This is a genomic window from Streptomyces sp. S.PNR 29, from assembly GCF_030386795.1.
Classification (GTDB): Bacteria; Actinomycetota; Actinomycetes; order Streptomycetales; family Streptomycetaceae; genus Streptomyces.
The window spans coordinates 119,130-141,590 of record NZ_JANUQM010000016.1 but is presented as its reverse complement, the minus strand read 5'-3'; the positions used below and the strand labels follow the sequence as shown (position 1 = coordinate 141,590).

General features: G+C 71.6%; 16 protein-coding genes and 1 pseudogene. 8 read left to right on the top strand and 9 right to left on the bottom strand.

Annotated features, from left to right (window positions below):
* The first annotated feature begins 244 nt into the window (after positions 1-244).
* The 6 genes from NW895_RS34635 (at position 245) to NW895_RS34610 (ending at position 6,968) form a co-directional block, all read left to right on the top strand.
* The gene (locus NW895_RS34635; RefSeq protein ID WP_289940761.1) at positions 245-1,333 is read left to right on the top strand and encodes a fatty acid desaturase family protein; all 1,089 of its coding nucleotides are present in this window, start codon (positions 245-247) and stop codon (positions 1,331-1,333) included.
* 13 nt (positions 1,334-1,346) lie between these two features.
* On the top strand, positions 1,347-1,655 hold the full coding sequence (locus NW895_RS34630) for a MocE family 2Fe-2S type ferredoxin (RefSeq protein WP_289940760.1): 309 nt from the start codon (positions 1,347-1,349) through the stop codon (positions 1,653-1,655).
* Positions 1,656-1,658: 3 nt separating this feature from the next.
* A complete protein-coding gene (locus NW895_RS34625) occupies positions 1,659-2,912 on the top strand; it encodes an FAD-dependent oxidoreductase (protein ID WP_289940759.1) in 1,254 nt (417 codons plus the stop codon).
* Between the two features lie 36 nt (positions 2,913-2,948).
* Positions 2,949-3,950 (top strand): aldo/keto reductase, encoded by a 1,002-nt coding sequence (locus NW895_RS34620; RefSeq protein ID WP_289940757.1) that lies wholly within the window; start codon positions 2,949-2,951, stop codon positions 3,948-3,950.
* A complete protein-coding gene (locus NW895_RS34615) occupies positions 3,947-4,762 on the top strand; it encodes a creatininase family protein (protein ID WP_289940755.1) in 816 nt (271 codons plus the stop codon). Before NW895_RS34620 ends, NW895_RS34615 begins: the two co-directional genes overlap by 4 nt.
* Positions 4,763-5,156: 394 nt before the next feature.
* On the top strand, positions 5,157-6,968 hold the full coding sequence (locus NW895_RS34610; RefSeq protein ID WP_289940754.1) for an ABC transporter ATP-binding protein: 1,812 nt from the start codon (positions 5,157-5,159) through the stop codon (positions 6,966-6,968).
* A gap of 49 nt (positions 6,969-7,017) precedes the next feature.
* Here the strand turns inward: NW895_RS34610 and NW895_RS34605 are convergent, their stop codons facing one another.
* From NW895_RS34605 to NW895_RS34580, 6 genes are all read right to left on the bottom strand, one after another.
* Positions 7,018-7,422, bottom strand: coding sequence for a hypothetical protein (locus NW895_RS34605; RefSeq protein WP_289940752.1), 405 nt, complete (start codon positions 7,420-7,422; stop codon positions 7,018-7,020).
* A gap of 195 nt (positions 7,423-7,617) precedes the next feature.
* Complete coding sequence (locus tag NW895_RS34600; protein ID WP_289940885.1) at positions 7,618-10,080, bottom strand: CBM35 domain-containing protein; 2,463 nt, start codon at positions 10,078-10,080, stop codon at positions 7,618-7,620.
* A 73-nt stretch (positions 10,081-10,153) separates the two neighbouring features.
* Complete coding sequence (locus NW895_RS34595) at positions 10,154-10,978, bottom strand: carbohydrate ABC transporter permease (protein WP_289940751.1); 825 nt, start codon at positions 10,976-10,978, stop codon at positions 10,154-10,156.
* On the bottom strand, positions 10,975-11,895 hold the full coding sequence (locus NW895_RS34590; protein WP_289940750.1) for a sugar ABC transporter permease: 921 nt from the start codon (positions 11,893-11,895) through the stop codon (positions 10,975-10,977). Before NW895_RS34590 ends, NW895_RS34595 begins: the two co-directional genes overlap by 4 nt.
* Before the next feature lie 2 nt (positions 11,896-11,897).
* Positions 11,898-13,220, bottom strand: a complete 1,323-nt coding sequence (locus NW895_RS34585) for an ABC transporter substrate-binding protein (protein ID WP_289940749.1) — start codon at positions 13,218-13,220, stop codon at positions 11,898-11,900.
* A gap of 56 nt (positions 13,221-13,276) precedes the next feature.
* Positions 13,277-14,311, bottom strand: a complete 1,035-nt coding sequence (locus NW895_RS34580; RefSeq protein WP_289940747.1) for a LacI family DNA-binding transcriptional regulator — start codon at positions 14,309-14,311, stop codon at positions 13,277-13,279.
* A 117-nt stretch (positions 14,312-14,428) separates the two neighbouring features.
* Here NW895_RS34580 and NW895_RS34575 point away from each other — a divergent pair, with 117 nt between their 5' ends.
* The gene (locus NW895_RS34575) at positions 14,429-16,567 is read left to right on the top strand and encodes an alpha-galactosidase (RefSeq protein ID WP_289940745.1); all 2,139 of its coding nucleotides are present in this window, start codon (positions 14,429-14,431) and stop codon (positions 16,565-16,567) included.
* 12 nt (positions 16,568-16,579) lie between these two features.
* Here the strand turns inward: NW895_RS34575 and NW895_RS34570 are convergent.
* Together NW895_RS34570 and NW895_RS34565 are read right to left on the bottom strand one after the other, a co-directional pair.
* A pseudogene (locus NW895_RS34570) lies at positions 16,580-16,660 on the bottom strand (MBL fold metallo-hydrolase); the annotation flags it as partial.
* 147 nt (positions 16,661-16,807) lie between these two features.
* Complete coding sequence (locus NW895_RS34565; protein ID WP_289940744.1) at positions 16,808-17,893, bottom strand: M12 family metallopeptidase; 1,086 nt, start codon at positions 17,891-17,893, stop codon at positions 16,808-16,810.
* Between the two features lie 97 nt (positions 17,894-17,990).
* Here NW895_RS34565 and NW895_RS34560 point away from each other — a divergent pair, with 97 nt between their 5' ends.
* On the top strand, positions 17,991-19,826 hold the full coding sequence (locus tag NW895_RS34560; RefSeq protein ID WP_289940743.1) for a LuxR family transcriptional regulator: 1,836 nt from the start codon (positions 17,991-17,993) through the stop codon (positions 19,824-19,826).
* Between the two features lie 20 nt (positions 19,827-19,846).
* Here NW895_RS34560 and NW895_RS34555 read toward each other — a convergent pair whose 3' ends face one another.
* Complete coding sequence (locus NW895_RS34555) at positions 19,847-22,414, bottom strand: CHAT domain-containing tetratricopeptide repeat protein (protein WP_289940883.1); 2,568 nt, start codon at positions 22,412-22,414, stop codon at positions 19,847-19,849.
* Positions 22,415-22,461: the final 47 nt, after the last annotated feature.

Sequence of the window (22,461 nt, the reverse complement as noted above, 5' to 3'; positions counted from 1 at the left end):
TGGAGCGCTCCAGCGGAGATACCGCGGGAAGGCGGCTCTCTGGATCGACCGGTGCACCTCCGTACCGTCCCGCTGCCTGCCCAAGCTACACCGGAGGGAGCAGGAGCGTCGCGTTGCCGTAGAAGATCCCGTCGATTCATCGCGGCAGTATGTCTTGACATGACGTGTGGCCGCTTTCACCATAACCGGAATTAGAGCGCTCCAACCATCTGCATGGCCGGCTCGATGGAGAGGACAGGGATGCATGGTGAGGTCCAGGGAACGTCTGCAGCGCTACAGCCTCGTCGGTCCTGAGGGCGAACGCGCGGAGGCGGCGGGGCTCGCGGGCGGCACCGACTGGTTCCGCAGCGAGGTGCCGCGCCGCCGGATGAAGGAGCTGATGCGCCGCTCGGACGGCCCCGCGATCCGCGACACGGTCATCTGGCTGGGCGCCATGGCGGTGTTCGGCACACTGGGCGCGGTCTTCTGGGGCAGCTGGCTCGCGGTGCCCTTCTTCGCCGCCTACGGCGTGCTGTACGGCTCGGCGTCGGACTCACGCTGGCACGAGTGCGGCCACGGCACGGCCTTCAGGAACCGCCGGCTCGACGACGCCGTGTACGGGCTGGCGTCGTTCATGGTCATGAGGAATCCGACCGTGTCACGCTGGAGCCACACCCGGCACCACACCGACACGCTGATCCTCGGCCGCGACCCGGAGATCCAGGTGATGCGGCCGGCCCGGCTGGCCCGCATCCTGGCCAACTTCCTCGGCCTGGTCGACGTGCCCCTGGCGATGCGTGACACCGTCCTGCACGCGTGTGGACGGCTCACCGCCGAACAGCGCACCTTCGTCCCCGACACCGAGCGGCAGAAGGTGTTCCGCACGGCGCGCGTCTGGCTGGCGGTCTATGCCGCCGTGATCACCGCCTGCGTGCTGACCGGATCGATCCTGCCGGCGATGTTCGTCGGCCTGCCGCGGATGTACGGCGGCTACATGCTCTATGTCTACGGCCTCACCCAGCACGCCGGCATGGGGGAGAACGTGCTCGACCACCGGCTCAACACCCGCACGGTGCACATGAACCGGATCAACCGGTTCCTGTACTGGAACATGAACTACCACGTCGAGCACCACATGTTCCCGATGATCCCCTACCACCGGCTGCCGGAGCTGCACGAGGAGATCAAGGACCAACTGGCTCCCGCGTACCCGTCCCTGTGGGCCGCCTACAAGGAGATCGTCCCGGCGGTGCTGCGCCAGTTGAAGGACCCCACCCACTACGTGCGCCGCGAACTGCCCCCGGGCGCACCCCCGCTGCACGCCCGCTCCGACGGACGGGCGCTCGCCCTTTAGGAGGACACCTCGCATGTGGATCGCCGCCTGCCGTACCGACGACGTCGACCCGGAGGACGTCGTCCCCTTCCAGCACGAGGGAGTCGACTACGCCATCTACCGCTCCCCGGACGACGACTTCTACGCCACCGCCGGGCACTGCACCCACGAACGGATGCTGCTCTGCGACGGCCTGGTGATGGACAACACCATCGAATGCCCCAAACACAACGGCCGGTTCGACTACACCACCGGCAAGGCCGCGGGCGCCCCCGTCCTCGTCGACCTGAAGACCTACCCGGTCCGGGTCGAGGACGGCACCGTCTTCATCGAGGTCGGCTGACCCGTGGACGGCACACCCGGGATGGTCGTGGCCGGGGCCGGTGAGTGCGGCGTACGGGCCGCGTTCGAGCTGCGAGAGGCGGGCTGGACCGGCCCGGTCACCCTGGTGGGCGCGGAGAACGCACTGCCGTACGAACGCCCGCCGCTGTCCAAGTCCGTGCTCGCCGAACCCGAGGGCGCCCGCGAGCCGCCCGCGCTGTGCGAGGACCGCGCGCTGCAGGACGCCGGAATCGAGTTCCTCGCCGGGGCCACCGTCACCGGCATCGACCGCGACCGCCACCAGGCCGTCCTCGCCGACGGCCGCCGCATCCCCTATCAGCGGCTGCTGCTGGCCACGGGGGCGAACGCACGGCGCCTGCCACTGGCCGGCGTCGACGCGGGCGGCGTGCGCTATCTGCGCAGCCGGGCCGACGCGATCGTCCTGCGCGACCGGCTGCGGCCCGGGGCGCGCATCGGCGTGATCGGCGCCGGTTTCATCGGCCTGGAACTGGCCGCCGCGGCAGCCGCGCGGGGCTGCGCCGTCACCGTGATCGAGGCGGCGCCGCGCCCGATGAGCCGCGCGGTGCCGGCCGACCTCGCCGCCACGGTGGCCGACCGCCACCGGCAGGCAGGCGTGGATCTGCGCTGCGGGCAAGGGGTCGAACGGCTCGTGCGCCGGAACGGGGCGCTGCTGCTGGAACTGGCCGGCGGCGAGACGGCGGAGTACGACACGGTGGTCGCGGGCGTCGGTGCCGTACCGGAGACCGCCCTGGCGGAGAAGGCCGGGCTGGCCGTCGAGAACGGGGTGCGGGTGGACGACCGCCTGACCACCTCCGACCCCGACATCTTCGCGGCCGGCGACTGCTGCTCGTTTCCGCACCCGCTCTACGGCGGCCGCCGCATCCGCCTGGAGGCCTGGCGCAACGCCCGGGACCAGGGCCGGGCCGCGGCGCGGAACATGCTGGGGGACGACCGGCCGTACGCCGCCGTTCCCTGGTTCTGGTCCGACCAGTTCGACCTCACCCTGCAGATCGCCGGACTGACCGACGCCGCCGCGCGCGCGGTGGTGCGCGCCCGCCCCGACGGGGTGCGGATCCGGTTCGGACTCGAAGCCGACGGCCGGCTGCTGTCGGCCGCCGCGGTCGGCCCCGGCAACAGCGTGGCCAAGGACATCCGACTGGCGGAACTGCTCATCGCCCGCCGGGCCGCCCCGGACCCGGCCGCGCTGGGCGACCCGGCCATCCCGCTCAAGACCCTGCTGCGGCAGGCACCGAGCTGAACAGCGGGTACCGAGCTGAACAGGAGGCACCACCCCATGCGTCACTCGTCCTTCCCCCGCTCCGAAGAGCCGATCAGCAAACTCGGCTTCGGAGCCATGGGATTCGCCGGCTGGTTCGGCGGCACCGCCGACGACTCGGAATCCCACTGGATCGACAGCCTGCTGTACGCCCTGGACCGGGGCGTGAACTTCATCGACACCGCACGGGCCTACGGCACCTCCGAACGCATCGTCGGCAAAGCGCTGAGCCAGTGGTCCGGACCCCGCCCCTTCGTCGCCACCAAAGTCGAGAACCTCTCCGGACAGCGCGGCTGGGGCACCCCCGTGGAGCCCCGGCTCGCCCACCCGCCCGGCCATATCCGCGCCAGCGCCCAGCGCTCGCTCACCGAACTCGGCCTCGACCACGTCGACCTCCTGCAACTGCACATCTGGTGGCCCACGTGGGGCGTGACCGGGTACTGGATGGACGAGCTGCAACAGCTCAAGCAGGAGGGGCTGGTGCGTCACATCGGGGTCTCGATCCCGGACCACCGCTCCGACATGGCGCTGCCGCTGGTGCAGTCCGGCCTGATCGACTCCGTCCAGACCATCATCAACATCTTCGATCCCCTGGCCCTGGACAACCTTCTGCCGGCCTGCGTCGAACACGACGTCGCCGTGATCGCGCGGTGCGTCCTGGACGAGGGCGGACTGACCGGCACCCTCACCGAGGACACCGTCTTCGCCGAGGACGACTTCCGGTACGCGTACTTCGACGAGATCGTGCCGCGCTCCGTCTATCTGGAGAAGGTCGACGCGCTACGGCAGTACGTGCCACGGTACGCCGGCTCGCTCGCCGCGCTCGCCCTGAAGTTCGTCGTCCAGGCGGAGGGGGTCACCACGGCGATCTCCTCGATGCAGGTCCGGGAATTCTGCGAGGCGAACATCGCGGCACTGGAGGAACCCGAACTCCCCTCCGAGATCCATGAGTTGCTGCGCTTCAAGCACCGCTTCATCAAGAACTTCAACGAAACCAAGATCTTTGGGGAGTACCGATGACGACCTCACCATCCGAACACCGCGAAACCGTCCGCTGGGAAGACCTGCTGCCGCGCGAGTTCGAGCAGCGGCTCGCCCAACTGCCGCTGGTCTACCTGCCGATGGGCCTCTGCGAGCCGCACGGCCATGTGGCCGCCTTCGGTCTGGACACCCACAAGGCCGTCCACCTCTGCGAAGAGGCCGCCCACCGTTTCGGTGGCATCGTCGCCCCGACGCAGACCTACCAGATCCATGAGACCGGCTACCACCGTCCCTGGCTCAAGGAGGTGATGGGCGACGTCAATCCGCGCATGGGCAGCCTGCCGCCCGACGTCGTCCTGCGGCTGCTGGTGTACCAACTCCGGGCCTTCGTGAACGCGGGCTTCCGAGCCGTCGTCGTGCTCACCGGCCACAACGCCAACCAGCCCGATCTGCGGCTGGCAGTGGAGGAGTTCCGCCGCGCCCGCGACATCCCGATCACCGCCGTCAGCGACCCGGAACTCGTCATGGGGCAGTTCGAGGGCGACCACGCCGGCCGGTACGAGGTTTCCCAGCTGATGTACGTCCGTCCCGACCTGGTCGACCTCGGCCGCATCGGCGACCGCGACACCACGCCGCTCGGCCGCTTCGCCCAGGGCGAGGACGCCCATCTGGCCTCCGTGGACGAGGGCCGCGCCATCATCGAGGCGAGTCTGGACGCGATCAAGGCGATCGTGGACGGCTGCCGGCCGCTTCCCGAGGCGGACGCCGCGTTCATGTCGTTCGAGGAGGCCGAGGAGGTCTGGCAGCGCGTCGCCGCCCGCGCGGACGAATGGTGCACCCTTCGGGAGTGACCGCGACACAGCGGCGCCGACCGCGGATCAGAGGCCGTTGCGGAGTGATCCGCAGCGGCCTCTGATCGTTCCCTGGCACCGATCGGCAGAGCCGGACGGACCCCAGGCGCAGCACGCGTAACGCCTGGCTGCACACCGTCCGGTCGATGCCGCACATGTGTGCGGGGTGTCAGCCGGCCGGGTAAAAAAGCTTGGACTGCGCGAGCGCCGACGCGGGACACTGCCATTCCTGGCCTGCCCGTACTCGCGTGCAGGGGCCCGTCATCGCCCCGCTCGGCGGAGGGCGGACCGGGGGAGGGGGCTCACTCGAACCGCGGCGCGCACGGCCGTCGAGGCGACGGCATCTCGCCGGAGAAGCGCATGGCCGGCTGCCGCACGACAACACAGGGGTGGGATGGGATCTCCTGAATCGCGCGTTCCGCCGAGCAGGGGCTCGGTGCTCCTCGCGCTTCGTCACTACGGACGGGAGTTGGTCCGGCTCCGGCGGCTGACGGGGCCCGCGATGCTGCTGCCGGCCCTGGGCAACATCGGCATCAACTACATCGCGCCGCTGGTCGTCGCGAAGCTCGTCGGCCGCATCGCCGGCGACGGCGGTGCCAGCCTCGGCTCGACACTGCCGTACGTCCTCTGCTTCGCCGGCGTCCTGCTGCTCGCGGAGGCGCTGTGGCGCATCGGCCTGCACTGTCTGAACCGCCTTGACGCGCACGGTATCGAGCACCTGTACGTGATCGGCATGGACGAACTGTTCGCCAAGGACGCCGCGTTCTTCCACGACAACTTCGCCGGGTCGCTGACCAAGCGCGTCCTGAGCTTCGCCTCCCGCTTCGAGGAGTTCGTCGACACGCTGACGTTCCACATCATGGGCCGCCTCGTACCGCTGCTGTTCGGATCGGTGGTGCTGTGGCGCTACGAACCGCTGCTCGTCCTCGGGCTGCTGGCGATGATCGTCCTGACGGCGCTGTGCGTGGTGCCCCTCATTCGCCGCCGCCAGGCGCTCGTCGACCAGCGTGAGGAGGCGATCGCCCGGGTGTCGGGCCATGTCGCCGACAGCCTGGCGAACATGGACACGGTGCGGGCGTTCGCCGCCGAGGAGCGCGAGGCCGCGGAACACCGGTCACGGGTCGCGGAGTCGCGGCGGCTCACGCTGAGGTCCTGGGACTACGGCAACCTGCGCATCGACACGCTGGTCGCGCCGATGTCCGTGCTGACCAACGTGCTGGGCCTGCTGCTCGCGGTCACGCTCGGCGCGGGCGGGCACGGGGTGGAGGCGGTCGTGGTCGCCTTCACGTACTACACCAACGCGACCCGGATCATGTTCGAGTTCAACCAGATCTACCGCCGTCTGGAGAGCTCGATGACGGAGGCCGCGCAGTTCACCGAACTGCTGCTGGAGCCGCCGACCGTGCTCGATCCGGCGTCGCCGGAACCGCTGCCGTCCCGGGCGGCCGATGTCCGCTTCGAACAGGTGACCTTCGCCCACGCGGGCTCCGATCCGCTGTTCCAGGGCCTCGACCTGGTGGTGCCGAGCGGGGCGAAGCTCGGTCTCGTCGGCCGTTCCGGCGGGGGCAAGACCACGCTCAGCCGGCTGCTGCTGCGGATGACGGACATCGACGCCGGCCGGATCCTGATCGGCGGTCAGGACATCAGCAGGATGCGCCAGGCGGACCTGCGCAGCCTGATCGCCTATGTGCCGCAGGAACCGGCGATGTTCCACCGCACCCTGCGCGACAACATCGCGTTCGCCCGGCCGGACGCCACCGACGCCGAGATCCGCCGCGCGGCCGAGGCGGCGCACGTCACGGAGTTCGCCGACACGCTGCCGGACGGCTTCGACACCATGGTGGGCGAGCGCGGCGTCAAGCTGTCCGGCGGACAGCGCCAGCGGGTCGCTCTCGCCCGGGCGATCCTCCGCGACGCACCGATCCTGCTGCTCGACGAGGCGACCAGCGCTCTGGACTCGGAGAGCGAGCTCCTGGTCCAGGAGGCGCTGTGGCGGCTGATGGAGGGGCGGACGGCGCTGGTGGTGGCGCACCGGCTGAGCACGGTCGCCACCATGGACCAGCTCATCGTCCTCGACCGGGGACGGATCGTCGAGCAGGGCACGCACCATGAACTGCTCGCCTTGGACGGTGCTTACGCGAAGCTGTGGCAGCACCAGTCGGGAGGCTTCCTCGACGACAGCCCCGCACGGGCCGACCTGCACTGAAACACGTCGACCACCTGGCAGCCGGGCGGACGTCGGAGCGCACCAGGCCCTACAGCGTGCCGCGCGACGATTCCGCGGGCAGGAGAGGAGGGAGGTAGAACCACCACTCGGGGTGCGTCCGCACCAGAGCCTCCAGGACCGGGCTGTTTGCCAGCGTGTACCGGCAATACGCTTCCCACGGCGCCGCACTGGTGCTGTCGGGGACCTTCCGGTGGACGTGGATGCCGCTGCTCAGAACGTCGGCGAGCAGTTCGGCGATGGTGACGATCGCCTCGCGCTGGTCGGCTTCCTCGGGAAGTGGCTTTCCGTCGTAGAAGCACCCGCGTGAGCCCGGGTACTGGAGCATCAGGGCGTGCACCTCACGCAGCGAACGGAGCACCATGTCGTTCGCCGAGACGGCGGCCACCGCGTTGCTGATCCTGGTCTGCCTGGCGAGGTACAAGATGGATAACACGGACACCGCAAGCGCCAGCGCGGCAACGCCGACGCCCGCTGCTTCAGCCGACCACCAGTCCAAGGTCTCCCCGCCCTCCCCGCAGCAGTGGCGGGACAATACCGCAACCCGCCCCGGTCCGGGCCACGCAGGCATGACGCAACCTCGTGGTCAGGATCGGGGCGGGCGGAAGAGACCGGAAGGCCGGACGGGGAGCTAGCCGATGACCCGGCCCAGTTCGATGCGGTCGATGTTCGGGGCCCACGCGGTCGCGTTGCCGAACGTCACCTTGTTGGAGCCCTTCTTCAGGTCGACGGGGACGCCCAGGGTCCAGTAGTCGTCCCAGCTCCAGGTGTTCTTGAAGGTCACCTTCCGGGGAGCGGCGCCCCCGACCGTGATGTCCGCCGTACGGGACACGATGTCCGTGTTGTAGGCGTGGCCGTTGTCGCGCCGGTCGTTGTGCGCGTAGTGGACGACCAGCAGGTAGCGGCCGGAGCGGGGCGCGGTCACCGTGAAGTCCGCCGTGCTGGACGGGCTGTTGCCGAGCGAACCGATGTAGGAGCCGGCGGACGCGTGCACGGAGTCGACCAGCTTGGCCCCGCCCGCGAGGACCGCGGAGGCGCCCTCGTAGGAGAGGACACCGGCCGTCGAGCCGTCGCCCGAGACATCGAGGGAGCGGACGGCGGCGCGCCCCGCCGTCATGGCGATGCGGTTGTTGCCCGCCTCCAGGTAAAGCCTCAGGGGCTGTCCGGGCCGCGCCGTCACCGTCTCACCGTGCAGACCGAGCCTCACCGGCGCCGAGGCCCGCGACACCACCGAGAAGTAACCGTCGCGCGGCGCGTACACGTCGAAGACCGCCTGGTCGCCGGAGCGCAGCACGAGGGCACCCGTGCCCGTCCCGGCCGAGGAGGAGTAGTCGTACGACGGCCTGCCGCTGATGTCCGCCAGGGTCGCTTCGTACGACGCGGTGGGCGGGCCGGTACGGGCGGTCAGGTCGATGCGGTCGAGGGTGACCTCGGCGTCGCCCTTGGCCAGCGACAGGACGTGGGTGCCCGCCGAGAGCCGGAGGGAGACGTCCTTCTTGGCGCGGTAGGTCCAGTTCTCCGTCGAGGGGTAGGAGACGGTGGCCGGGGCGCCGCCGTCGACCGACAGCTTCTGCGTGGCCGGACCGCCGGACTGGTTGCCGTACAGGATCGCCAGGTCGTACGTCCCGCTCTTCGGGACCGACACCGTGAAGTCGACCTTGCTGGTGGCCTGGTTGAGCGAGCCCACGTCCTTCGTGCCGGAGGCCGCGTAGCCGTTGGCGTTGCTCACCGTGCCCTGCGTGTAGACCTTGCCGTCGGTGATGGCCGCCTCCTCGGCCTCGTACGACGCCGACCAGGGGACGGAGACGGGGGAGGGGCTGCCGGCTCCGCCCGGGGTGAGGACGATCCGGTAGGCCGACATCTTCCGCATGCCGCGCAGCGGGACGGTCACCGAACCGTCGTCCGCCACCTTGACCTTCGTCCGGGCCAGGACCTGCGGCGTAGCGTGCTGACCCTCGTAGCCGGACCAGGCGGCCTCGGCCACGGTCGCGGTGACGGTCCGGCCGAAGACGGACCGCGGGACGTTCTTCACCACGACGTCGGAGTCACCCGCCGAGCCGCCCAGCAGGACCTGCGCCTGACGGCGGGACGTGTCGAGGGAAGCCAGCCCCTGGAGGGTGTCGATGGTGTTGGGCTGCGGCGGGGCCACCTTCACGGTGTCGCCGGTCAGGCCCGCGTACCAACGGAAGAACCACCAGCCGCCGTTGGGGATGTTGGAGCGCACCACATGGCCGCTCATGTTGCCCGCGGCGTCCCAGTACGCCATGTTGGCGTACACCTTGTTCCGCTCGAACATCGAGACCCACTGCACGAGTTGCCCCGGCACCGAAAGATCACGGCGGTTGGCGTACTCGTCGATGTTGATCTTCAGCGGGTCGATGCCCAACTCGCGTTCCAGCGAACGGTAGTTGTCGTAGTGCGCCTGGAAGTCACGCAGTGATCCGGAGCTCAGCTCGTGCCAGGTCATGATCTGCGGCATGACGTTCTCGCGCTTGGCGAAGGTGAGGAAGTCCCGCAGGAAGCGCGGGTAGTAGCCGGTCTCGTTCGGTCCGGCGATCCTGGCGTCCGGATCGATGGCGCGGATCCGGTTGTAGACCAGTTTCCAGTGCGCGAGGAACCGGTCGCGTTCGACCTCGTACTCCGCCTGGGGTCCGTTGAGCTTGTACCAGATGAAGTCCGGTTCGTTGAACGGAATGTAGACGAACCGGTCGCTGTTCGGGGCGGACGCAATCTCCTTTGTGATCTTGTCGACCTTGGGGAGGTAGTCGTCGATGCCGAGGTCCTCGTACGGCCACTTGGCGTAGATGTCCTGCATCATCACGTTGATCTCGCCGCCGCCGTTGCGGAAGAACGACTTGGAGACGGCGATCGCGTCGCCGTTGGGGTGCTGGGCACCGCCGTCCGGCTTCTGCGAGATGCTGGTGAGCTTCAGTGGCTCCAGGGCGGCGTCGCTCGGTACGCCGTCGTCGCTGAGCCCGTACAGCGCGCCGTTGGCGCCGAGCGTCACCGGACCCTCGGAGGCGGCGAGGTCCACGGTGAGGCGTTGCGGGTCCGCGGCCGACGCGGATCCTACGGTGGGCAACAGGGCGGCCAGGGCAAGTACCGCTGTCAGCAGTGCGGTTCGGGATCTCGTGCGGGCGGGGGTGATCACGCTGCTGGACCTCCGGTCATTTGACGGCTCCACTGGTGATTCCGGACACGATCTTTCGCTGGCCGACGAGGAACACGGCGACCATGGGCAGGCTCATCACCACGACGTACGCGAAGACGAGATGCCAGTTGTTGAGGTAGAGCTGGGCGCTGGCGACCTTGTACAGGTTCAGTGGGAGGGTCGCCCGCTCTCCGCCGCCGAGGACGAAGAAGGCGTAGAAGATGTCGCTCCAGGCGTAGAGCATCACCATGATCGTCGCGGTGGCGATCACCGGCCTCAGCAGCGGCAGGACGATCCGCGCGAAGATCCGCCACGGCGGAGCCCCGTCGATCCGGGCGGCCTCCTCCAGCTCCATGGGGATGGCGCGGACGAAGCCGGTCATGAAGAAGATCGACGTCGAGAGGTACATCCCGGTGTAGACGGCGATCATCCCGGGGCGGGTGCCGGCCAGGCCGAGCTGGCGCAGCTCCATCACGACGGTGATGACGGCGGGCGGCAGCAGCAGCCCGCTGATGCACAGCGCGTACGCCGCCGAGACCAGCCTGGACTTGCGGCGGGCGAAGACCCACGCGGCGCCCGCCCCGAGGAGCAGCACCAGGATCACCGAAGGCACCACGATCAGCAGGGAGTTGAGGAAGCCCCGCAGCATCTCGCCCTCGCTGACGGCGTCCGCGTAGTTGCTCCCGGGCTGCCAGTGCCGGGGCAGGTCGAGGTTGGGTTTGACGGCCTCCGCCTGCGGCTTGGCCGAGGTGACGGCGACCAGCCACAGCGGGACGCCGACGGCCAGTGCGGCGAGCAGGACGACAAGGGCGGGGCGGCCGTACCGCCATGCCGCGGTCACAGCATCTGCTCCCTTCGCCTGAGGCCGATGACCAGGGGAATCGCCACGGCCACCACGACCAGGAAGAGGACCAGGCTCATCGCGGAGGCCTGGGCGTACAGGCCCTGGCCGAAGATCCGGAACATGTAGATGTTGAAGACCTCGGTGGAGGCCGCGGGCCCGCCGCCCGTCGTGGCCTGCACGATGTCGAAGGTGTTCATCGAACCGATCAGCGCCGTGGTGACGTTGAAGGTGACGGCCGGGGCGAGCATCGGCCAGCGCACCGACCGGAAGGTCCGCCACGGCCCGGCACCGTCCATGCGAGCGGCCTCCAGCATGTCGCCGGGGATGCCCTTCAGCCCGGCCAGATAGATCAGCATGGACAGGCCCATCCACTTCCAGCCGTGGATGAGGGTGACCAGGACCAGCGTCCACGTCGTCGAGCCCAGCCAGGGAACGTCCGTCCCCAGCAGGGAGTTGACGGCCCCGTCCTGGTCGAGGAGCGCCTGGAAGACATAACCGGTGGCGAGCGCCGAGATCAGGACCGGCAGGAAGAAGACGGCACGGAAGAACCGGTTGAAGCGGGTGTCGTCCTCCAGCAGCAGCGCCAGTACGAGCCCGAAACCGTTCTGGAAGAGGGCCGCGAGCAGCGCGTACAGCAGGGTGGTGCGGATCGCGCGCAGCAGCGAACCGTCGTCGGCGATGGTCCTGAAGTTGTCCAGGCCGGTGAAGGCGATGTCCGCGTGGTAGGACGACCAGTCGGTGAACGGGTAGTAGAAGTTGAGCAGGTTCGGCATCAGGAAGAAGCCCGCGAAGACGACGATCGCGGGCAACGCGAACCACCAGGGGTGGTGCACGGCGGCGCGCGGCAGGCGTCCCGCCTTCTTCGGCGCGCCTGCCGCCACCGTGGGCTCGTCACGTACGACGGTGTGAGCCATGGTCAGAACCCGGGAGCGCCCTGGGCCTTGGCCACCTGCGCGAACTGGTCCTGGATCGCCTGGGCGACCTGCTGCGGGCTCTTCTTGCCGTAGATCATGTCGGCGAGATAGAGATGCGTGTCGGGGGCGACGATCGCCTTGGCCTGGAAGACGCCGATGGCCTTGGGCAGAGCCGCGACCTGGTCCTTGGAGGTCCCCGGAAGGCCGTCGGGGGTGGGCACGGACGGCTGCACGGACGGGATCTTCATCGCCTTGATGTAGTCGGCGTAGTCGGGGCCGAGCCAGAAGGCGAGGAACTGCCGGGCCGCGTTCTGCCGCTTCTCGTCACCCGTCTTGAAGGCGACCACGCCGTTGGTCTGGTCGGGCGAGTACATGCCGGTCGCGGAGGAGTTGGCGATCGGGAACCAGCCGATCCTCTTGTCGATCTCGGCGGTGGAGTGCCCCGCCTGCAGCTGGGTCTGGAAGGAGGTGACGTTGAGGACCATGCCCACGTCGCCCTTCCACAGGGCGTCGGCCTGCCCCGTGAAGGTGCCGGTGCGGTAGTTCTTCTGGGCGAGACCGGCGTCGAGCAGCTTCTCCTTGTACTTCTTGATCGCGGCGACGACGACCGGGTCGGTCCACTTCTCCTTGTTCCGGTTCAGGTCGGCCCACCACTGCTTGTCCAGGTCGGTGAGCTGGACCTGCATCTGCCACTGCAGGGGCCACTTGTCGCCGCCGGCCTCGTAGAAGGCGGCCGTGCCCGTCTTGTCCTTGATGGTGTGGCCGAGGGCCAGGAGCTCGTCGTACGACGTCGGGAAGTCCTTCTCGGTCAGTCCGGCCTGCTTGAAGACGTCCTTGTTGTAGTAGACGCCGAGCATGGCGGGGCTGGTGACGATGGCCGCGTACCGCTTGCCGTCGATGACGCCGAGCGACCTCTCGGTGCCGCCGAGCCTGGAGACCCAGTCCTCCCCGTCGAGGGTGAGCAGGTTCTGCTGCGGCTGGACGAAGGGCAACGTGGAGATGGACGGCTGCCAGAACATCAGGTCCGGCCGGTCGCCGGAGGCGAGCTTGGTCGGCACGTTCTGCTCGTACAGGTCCGGGATCGCCTGCGTCTCCACCTTCGCGCCGGTGGCCTTCTCGAAGGCGTCGATGACCTGCTTGGGCGCGTTGACCGTGTTCTGCGCGGTCCACATGGTCAGCTCGACGCCGTCCAGGCGGGCGGTCGGATCGACCGCGGTCCGCTTGGCGTCCTGACCGGAGTCGCCGGCGGTGGGGTCGCTGCACGCGGTGGCGGCCAGTCCGGCGGCGCATATCAGGGCCAGGGCAGGGAGAGCTCTTCTCTTCATCACGTGCCTTTCGGAACAAGTGGTTCAGGAAGCAGGACTCACGAGCGGCGGTTCGGTCACCGGCGGGCGGCGGCCCCCGAGCTCTCCCGCACCACCAGCTCCGGTACGGAGACGCGATGCGGGGCGATCTGCGCGGACTCCTCCAGCACCCCGTGCAGCAGGGCGAACGCGGCCCGCCCGAGGCCGGTGAAGTCCAGGCGTACGGTCGTCAGGGACGGGGTCAGATAGGCGGAGTGCGGGGCGTCGTCGAAGCCGGCCACGCTGACCTCGTCCGGCACCGCACGGCCCGCTTCGTGCAGGGCGCGGAGTACCCCGAGCGCGAGGTCGTCGTTGCCGCAGAGGATCGCGGTGACGGCCGGGTCCCGCGCCAGTTTCAGGCCCGCGGCGTGGCCGCCCGCGGGGCCCCAACTGCCCTGCACGGGACGGGGCTGCGGTGCTCCGGCCTCCTTGAGCGCCTGTCGCCAGCCGGTGGTGCGGGCGCTGGTGCGCCGGGTGCTGGACGGGATGGCGACGTAGTGCACGGTCTCATGGCCGAGGGAGAGCAGATGGCGGGTCGCCTCGTAGGCGGCCTCGCGGTCGTCGGTCCACACCCAGGGGCGGTCGCCCGCGGGCGGGCTCGCCGGGGTCTCGACCACGCCGACGACCGGCAGTTCCGCGGGGACGGCGGCCAGGGCGCGTACACCGGCCGGATCGTAGGCGATCACGATCAGTCCGCCGCCCGCGTCCGCCGCCCGCTGCACTTCCGCGGTGACGGCGGACTCCTCCGCCGACTCCAGGACGCCGATCCCCACCGCGTAGGACGCGGCGCGGGCGGCCTCCTCGATGCCCTGGAGGATGGAGGCGTAGCCGTAATGGGTGGTGTTGGCGGTGAGCACGGTCACGGCCCTGCTGCGCCCGCTGGCCAGGGCGAGCGCGGTGGCGTTGCGCCGGAACCCCAGCTCGTCGATGGCGGCGAGCACCCGCTCCCGGGTGGACGGCCTGACGCTGGGATGGCCGTTGATCACTCGGGAGACGGTCTGGTACGAGACTCCGGCGGCGGTCGCGACATCCCTGATGCTCGCCGGGCGCCTTGTGTGACCGGTCACATTCATGCCAGGATTGTGACCGGTCACACTACGGTCGTCAAGAGACCGTGACGACGGATGCACGCGACTGACGCGGATCGCTGCCCGCGGACGGGCAGGGAGGGCTCAGGAGGGGGAAGCACCTTGACCGGTACGGCGAATGGGGCGCGGACGGACTCCGACCAGCCGGAGAGCGGGCTCAGTTGGGGACACTCGGCGCTCGGGGCCGAGTTCGCCACCGCCCCCGACGGGACGCTGCGGCTGGTCCGCCTCGCCCCTCCCGGCGACACCCGGCCCGCCGATCCCGAAGCCGCCCTCCACCTCGTCGAACTGACCGCCCTCGGTCACGGCAGCGGCTGGTCCGGCCCACGCTTCACGGGCACGGCCTTCGGGACACGGCTGAGATACCGGGACCACCGCAGCGGCAGACGCGCCGACTGGGAGTGGCTGACCATCGAACTCCACGACGAGGCAACCGGGTTGACGGCCTTCGTCGAGCTGACGTCCCCCACCGCAGTGCCCGTCCTCCGCTCCCGCGTCCGGCTCCGCAACGAAGGGACGCAGCCCCTGGTCGTCCAGTCCGTCAGCAGCCTGCTGCTCGGTGGCCTGCCCTCGCCGGACGCCCTCGATGTGCACCGGGCCCGCAACGACTGGCTCGCGGAGTGCCGTTGGTACGCGGAGCCGCTGCGGGACACCGTCTGTGACATCAGCGTCGACGCACACCAGCACGACAGCCGGGCCGCCCTGGTCCTCGCCGGGCGCGGCAGCTGGCCCACCGACGGCCATCTGGCGATGGGCGCGCTCACGGAGAGGGACGGCGGCCGGACCTGGCTGTGGCAGATCGAGTCCCCGGCCGGCTGGCGCTGGGACCTGGGGGAGCGCGCGCACGGTACGTACCTGGCGCTGAACGGCCCCACGGACGCGGAGCACCAGTGGCGGACCAGGCTCACGCCGGGTGAGGAGTTCACCACCGTGCCGGTGGCGCTGGCCCTCGGTGCCGGGTTCGACGAGGCGATGGGCGCGCTGACCTCGTACCGCCGTGCCGTGCGCCGCCCGCACCCGGACCATGCCACGCTCCCCGTCGTCTTCAACGACTACATGAACACGCTGATGGGCGACCCGACGACGGAGAAGCTGCTGCCCCTGATCGACGCGGCGGCACGGGCCGGCGCGGAGTACTTCTGCGTGGACTCCGGCTGGTACGACGACTCCGCGGACGGCGGCTGGTGGGACAGCGTCGGAGCCTGGCAGCCCTCCTCGCGCCGCTTCCCCGGCGGGGGAATCCAGGCGGTCCTGGAGCGGATCCGGGAGCGCGGCATGGTGCCCGGGCTGTGGCTGGAGCCGGAGGTGGTCGGGGTGCGCAGCCCCGTCGTGTCCGCGCTCCCACCGGACGCCTTCTTCCAGCGCGACGGCGTGCGCCTCGCCGAACAGGGCCGGCACCAGCTCGACCTGCGGCACCCGGCCGCCCGCGCGCACCTCGACCGGACGGTGGACCGGATCGTCGGGGACTGGGGAGTGGGCTACCTGAAGCTCGACTACAACATCGTGGTCGATCCGGGGACGTGCGCCCCCGGAGACATCTCACCGGGCGCCGGCCTGCTCGGCCACGCCCACGCCTACCTGGACTGGCTCTCCGCCGTCCTGGACCGCCACCCCGGGCTGGTCATCGAGAACTGCGCCTCGGGCGGCATGCGCATGGACGGCGCCACACTGGCCGTCACCCAGCTGCAGTCCACCAGCGACCAGCAGGACCCCCTGCGCTGCCCGCCGATCGCCGCCGCCGCGCCGACGGCGGTGCCGCCCGAGCAGGGCGCCGTCTGGGCCTACCCGCAGCCCGAGTACGACGACGACCTGATCACCTTCACGCTGGGTGGGGCGCTGCTCGGGCGGATCCATCTGTCGGGCCATCTGAACCGGATGTCGGTGCGCCAACTCGCCCTCGTACGGGACGCGGTGACCACGTACAAGTCGATCCGCGGGGACCTCACCCGGGCCGCGCCGTTCTGGCCGCTCGGTCTGCCGGGGTGGACGGACGAGTGGCTGGCCCTCGGGATGCGGGTGCCCGGTGACCGTACGTCGTACGTCTCGGTCTGGCGCCGTGGCGGTGCCGGCGAACTGCGCTTTCCCGTGGGTCACTTGGCAGGGCGTGAGATCCGCGTGGACGTCCTGCACCCGTCCGCCCCGGCCGCGGGCTCGGCGGTGTGGGACGGGGAGGGGCTGCGGGTGTCGCTGCCGCGTACGCCCGGTGTTCTGCTGATCCGTCTCACGTGCGAACCGGCGTGACGGAGAACCCGGTCAGTGGCCGCGTTGGATCCGTTCCTGGAGGTGGGGGGCTTCGCCACCGATGGTGGGGGCGTCGCCGTGGCCGGTGCCGACCGTCCGCAGCGGGCCGCTGGGCCCCGTCGGCCGGCGCTACATGACGTGGCCGCGGACGTCACCCTCCCCCGAAGGTGACGTCCGCGGCCGCTCCCCCGGCGCCGGACTGTGGTCCGTGCGTCCGCGTGGGGCGGCGGCGCCGTGCTGTCACCAGCATATGACCGCCGTCCGGCCCGGACCCCACGCGGAGTACAGGCGCACACGGACGACATAGCGGCGGCCCTTGACGAGACGGGCCCTGATGGCCGTGTTCCCCGGTGTTCCGCCGTCGTCCTGCCCGGCGAGGTAGCGGGGCTCCCCGTTCCGCTCCTCGAAGACCACGACGAGGGCGTCGCTGTCGCCGAAGGTTCCCACGGTGTACGCGCGGGTCTCCGGCGGCTCCACGACGAAGTCGGCCTGCTCACCGGGGCCCAGACCGAGCGGCACCGAGCGGAACGGCGCCAGCGCCGATGGCTCCGGCGGGCCGGCCGGCGGGTACCAGCGCAGAACGAAGTCCTTGTCGGCGGCGGACAGGGTGCCGGGCGGGTTCAGGCCCGCGCGGTACTGCTCCGGCTCCAGGATCAGCCCCGACGGGAAGGGGTACTCCATGATCGACTGCGGGTCCCAGACGGAGCCGTTGACCTCGTCCGGGTCGAGCTTGCGCAGGATGTTGTGGTACGTCCGGTCCCGGCTCCAGAAGTTCGGCGGTCCCGCCAGTTCGGCGTGGACGGCCTCGTCGTCCCAGTGGATGCCGGCGAACGGACTCTGGTGCTCGTGCAGCATGCCGAGCGCGTGCCCGATCTGGTGCAGGGCCGTCCCGCGTTCCCCGGGCACGGTCAGGTCCCACCCGAAGTTCATGGTGCGCTCGTTCTGCCCGACCTGGAGCGCGTCCTTGCCCACGGCCGACCAGGAGCCGTCGCCCAGCTGGAACCCGATGCGCAGTTCGGCCTCCGAGCGGTCCTCCACCTCGGCGAAGGTGACCCCGATGCCGAGGCCCTGCCACTCCTGGAAGCACTCGCGCACCACGTCCCGCTGTTCCTTGCCCCCGACCCACGTGACGCGTCGGGTCCGTCCGGTTCCCGGTACGGCGATGACGGACGCGTCGGCGTCGCCGTCGAAGAAGCAGTAGTGCAGAACGGTGCCGTTGACCCACATCCGCCGCCCCGCGACGAGCGCACCGATCCGCTCGGCGGCCAGCCCCGGCGCGAAGGCGGGGGCAGGCTGCTGCACGAGGGAGCAGTAGCGTGCGGTCATGCGCCCAGGTTGCCGTCCGGCCCTCCCGGGCGCCTGAGTCGGGGGCTACTCAAGTCCCCCTGTATCAGACGTGAGTATCCGCGCTCCCGTTGCCGTGATGACTTTCGAGCGGGACGCGAAGACGCTGGAGACGCCCTGGCCGTTCACCGGGCGGGAGGACGAACTGGAACTGGTCCGCGGCTCCCTGGCCGCCGGACGTCACGGCATCGTGGTCACCGGACCGGCGGGCTGCGGCAAGACCCGCCTCGTCACCGAGGCCGTCCGCGGCACCGACTGCGCCCGGGCGGCCGGGACACCCGAGACACGTCACATCCCGTTCGCCGCGTTCGCGCACCTGCTGCCCGAGTCGGTCACCCTGCACCGCGCGGTGCACCTCCTGTCCGGCGTACGCCTGCTGCTGGTCGACGACGCCCATCTGCTCGACGACGCCTCCGCCGCCCTGGTCCACCAGCTCGCCGTCCACGGACGCACCCGCCTGATCGTCGTCGCCACCGACGGCACCCCGGTGCCGGGCGCGGTGTCCCGGCTGTGGACCGGGGAACTGCTGCCCCGCCTCGCCCTGGAGCGGCTGCCGCGGGAGGAGGCGGCCCAGCTGCTGACGGGCCTCGACGCCCTCACCGTCAACCGGCTGCACGGCCTCTCCCAGGGCGACCTGCGGCTGCTGCGCGAGCTGCTGGGCGCGGTGCGCGAGCGGGGACCGCTGACGCGCGTCCCCGGCGCCGACGAGTGGGCGTGGCGAGGAACGGTGCCCATGACCGCGACCGTACGCGAACGCACCGCCCACCTGCTCGACCGCGCACGTCCCGAGGAACGCGAGATGCTCGACCGCCTCGCCTTCGCCGAACCCCTGCCCCTGCACCTGGACGACCTCGACGTCACGGTCCTCGAACACCTGGAGGCCGAAGGCCTGGTCCGCGTCGACGACCTCCCCCACGCTCTCGGCTCCGCTCGACCGGCGGACACGCCCGTCTCCGTCCGGCTCGCCCACCCCCTGCACGGCCCGGTGCTGCGTGCCGCCGCCGGCCGGCTGCGGGCACGGCGGCTGGCCCGCACACCGCGGGAGTGCGGCCCGGCGCTGGAGGCGGAGGCGGCCGCCCTGACGCGGCGGATCGCCGAGGCCGACGTACGGGAGCTGCCGACGCCCGTGGGGGAGTGGCTCGTGGCGGAAGGGGCGCCGGTGCCGGCCGGGTACGCGGCCGTACGCGCTCGGTTCGCGCGGCTGCGCGGGGATCTGCGCGAGGCCGCGGCATGGGCGCGGGCGGGACTGCGGGGCGCCGCCGGCGACCGAGCCTGCCACACCGAACTCGCCCTGGCCGCCGCGCAGTCGGGCGACGTGACGAACGGTCATGGCGCGCTCGTGGCCCGCCCCCACGGGGGTGGGGCGGCCACCTGGCGGGCGGCGGCCCGGGGCCACCTCGACGCGGCCCTCGCGGCCGTCACCGAGGAGCCCTACGACGCCGTCCGCCTCGGCGCCCCCGACCGGGCCGCCGGTCGGCTCACCGGCGTCTTCGCCACCCACGCCGACGCCCTCACCCGCGCCGACGGAGCGGCCCTGGACCGGGCGGCCGAAGAACTGGAGGCACGCGGCTTCCTGCTGTTCGCGGCCGAGGCGCACGCCCAGGCCGCACGCGCCCACCGCGACCCGCGCGCCGCCCGCACCTCACGCACGCGTGCCGTCGCGCTGGCCCGCCGCTGCCAGGGCGCCCGTACCCCGGCGCTGTCGGGACTGGTCCTGGGGGAACTCACCGCCCGTCAGCGGCAGATCGTCACGCTCGCCGCCGCCGGTCTGAGCAACCGGCAGATCGCCGAGAGGCTCACCCTCTCGGTCCGGACCGTCGGCAACCACCTGTACAGCGCCTACGCCCGGCTCGGCGCCGGCGACCGCGGAGACCTGCCCTGGCTGGTGGACCTCCCTGCCACGCAACCGGCGTAGGCCCCGCCCGGCACCCGGGCTCAGGCGGCTCCGAACGCCGAGAACGCCCACCCCGTGGCCTGGTGCACCGCGTCGCCCGGCAGCGCGGCACGCGCGTCGCGCAGCGCCTCCGCCAGCGACAGACCGACGCTCAGCCCCTTGTGCAGCGCGAGCATCAACGGCACCACCGCGGCGTCGTTGACGGGCGCGCTGCACGCCACCACGCCCGCCGTGCCCAGCGGCAGCAGGGCGGTGACCAGGCCCAGCAGTTCGTCGGCGCCGACGGACGCGAAGCGGGCCGTGTCGCAGCAGGAGAGGATGATCCGGTACGGGCTGCGGTCCAGGCGCTCGAAGTCATGGACGATGAGCGGCCCGTCGGCCATCCGCAGCGAGGAGAACAGCGGGCTGTCCGCACGGAACGCGCCGTGCGCGGCGATGTGCGCCAGCGCGGCCCCGTCCAGCTCCTCCAGCACCCGCGGCACCCGCGCCTGAGCACCCTCCAGCACGGTCGGCATGCCGTACCGGTCGGCCAGTTCGGGCACCTCCGCGCCGCCGGTCGCCAGGCCCGGGCCGCGCACCAGCACCTGCCGGTGGTCGGGCGGCGGCGCGGTCTCCCGGGCGCGCAGCCAGCTGCTCGCCGACGGCGACACGCTCACCACCCGCTCCCGCAGCGACGGCAGCAGCGCCCACGGCACCCCGTGCAGCCGGCCCGGCGGAACGACCACGACCGGGCCGGAGCCCAGGTGCGCCGCGGCCGGGCCGAGCAGCAGTTCCTCCAGACGGCGGCCCGCGGCCTCCACCACCGGAAGCCGGGCCTCCGCCCCCGGGTGGGCCAGCCGCCGCAAGCCGGCCTGCACATACTCGGCCTCCCGCTCCGCCTCCACCAGCGGCCCCGCCTCGAACCGCCGCACCCGCCCCTGCCCGCACAGCAGCACCTGCACCCGCCCGTCGAGCACGGCGAGCTCCACCAGCCGTACGCCATCACCCAGCCGCTCCAGCAGCCTGCCGGGGTCGAAGCGGTCCCCGCCGCCGGTGGCGTCGCCGCGGATGTGCAGGGTCCGGGAACGGATCTCCCGCTCCAGGCGCCGCTGTTCGCGCTCCAGGGCGGGCACCGGCCGGCCCTCCATCCGGGCCTCCTCCGCGCGGGCCGCGATCTCCCGGTACGCGGTCATGCCGCTGAGCAGCGCCGGGTCGGCGGGCGGCCGGGTGGGCGGCGCGGTCAGCACGGTGGCCCGCCAGCGCTCGCTCCACACCAGCAGCCGCCGCGGCCCACCGGAGACGAGACTCGCCCGCTGCGCCAGCGCCGCCAGCTCCGCGCCCTGCTCGGTCGCGCGCGCCCTGAGCTCCGAGGCGCCCAGCGTCATCCGGTGGTCGTCGAGCACGTCCAGGCCGCGCCGGCAAGCCTCCAGGACACCGCGCGTGGAACCCGCCGCCCGCGCGCGCAGCGCCTGCGCGGCCCAGCCCGTCATCCGTGCCAGCGGAGGCCCGCTGTGCCTGCTGCGGGCGGCGACCGCCAAGTGCCGCTCCGCGTCCGCCGTCCAGCCCAGTCCGAGCGCGATCCGGCCCGCGAGCAGCGACGCCTCCGGCGCGGCCGGCGCACCGAAGGAGGCCAGCTTCTCGGCCACCGCGGCGGCGTCCGCGACCAGCCGCCCCGAGCCCCGCCCGGCGGCGAGCCGCGCCTCGGTCAGCACCAGCCGGGCGTGCGTCTCCCACCAGGTGCGCCGCTGCCCCGCGAACAGCCGTACGGCCACGGCCGCGCGGGCGATCGCGGTCTGCGGATCGCCCGCCAGCCGGGCGGCCCGCGCCGCGACCAGCAGCAGCTCCGCCTTGCGGGTGGACTGCCCGCCGATGCCGTCCAGCACGGCGATCGCCGCGTCCGCCTCGGCCAGCGCCTCCGGGGCGAGCCCGGCCGCCATCAGCACCTCGCAGCGCCGGATGGTCAGCATGAACGTCGGCGTGCCCAGCTTGGCGTACCGCTCCTCGGCCTCGTCCAGCAGCCTGAGCGCCGCCGGGACGTCACCGGACCGGAACGCGGCCAGTCCCCGGCTCTCCACGGCGTCGGCCTTGTCGTGCTCCTGGCCGGTGGTGTCCCACAGCGCCTCCGCCGCGGTGAAGTCGGCGTCGGCCCGCTCCACCGCACCCAGCGCCAGATGCACGGTGGCGCGCAGCGTCAGCGCCCGCGCCGTCCAGATCACGTCGTCCGCCTGCCGCAGCACGGGTATCGCGCGCCGTACGTCCTCCAGCGCCTCGCGGTGGTGGCCGAGCACCCACCAGGCGTAGGCCCGCTTGTACAGCACCCGCGCCCGGGTGTGCGCGCTGCCCCGCCCGACCCCTCGCTCGAACGCCGCCAGCCCCTGCCGGGTGCGGCCCGCGTGCACCAGCGCCACCCCGAGCGTCGACAGGACGTCGGCCTCCCGGTCGGCCGACTCGGCGCGGGCGGCGAGATCGCGGGCCCGCCGCAGATGGGTCAGGGCGAGCCGCATGTCGCCGAAGTCCCGCTGCCAGATGCCGATCACCTGGTGGGCGACGGAGGCGTGCAGCGGTGGGGGATCGGCGTCGAGCAGCCCCTCCGCCCGCTCCAGAGCCTCGTTGGGGGCGGCGAACACCATCGGCAGCAGTTCGAGAACCGAGTCGCTTCCCGCTGTCACCCTCCGGA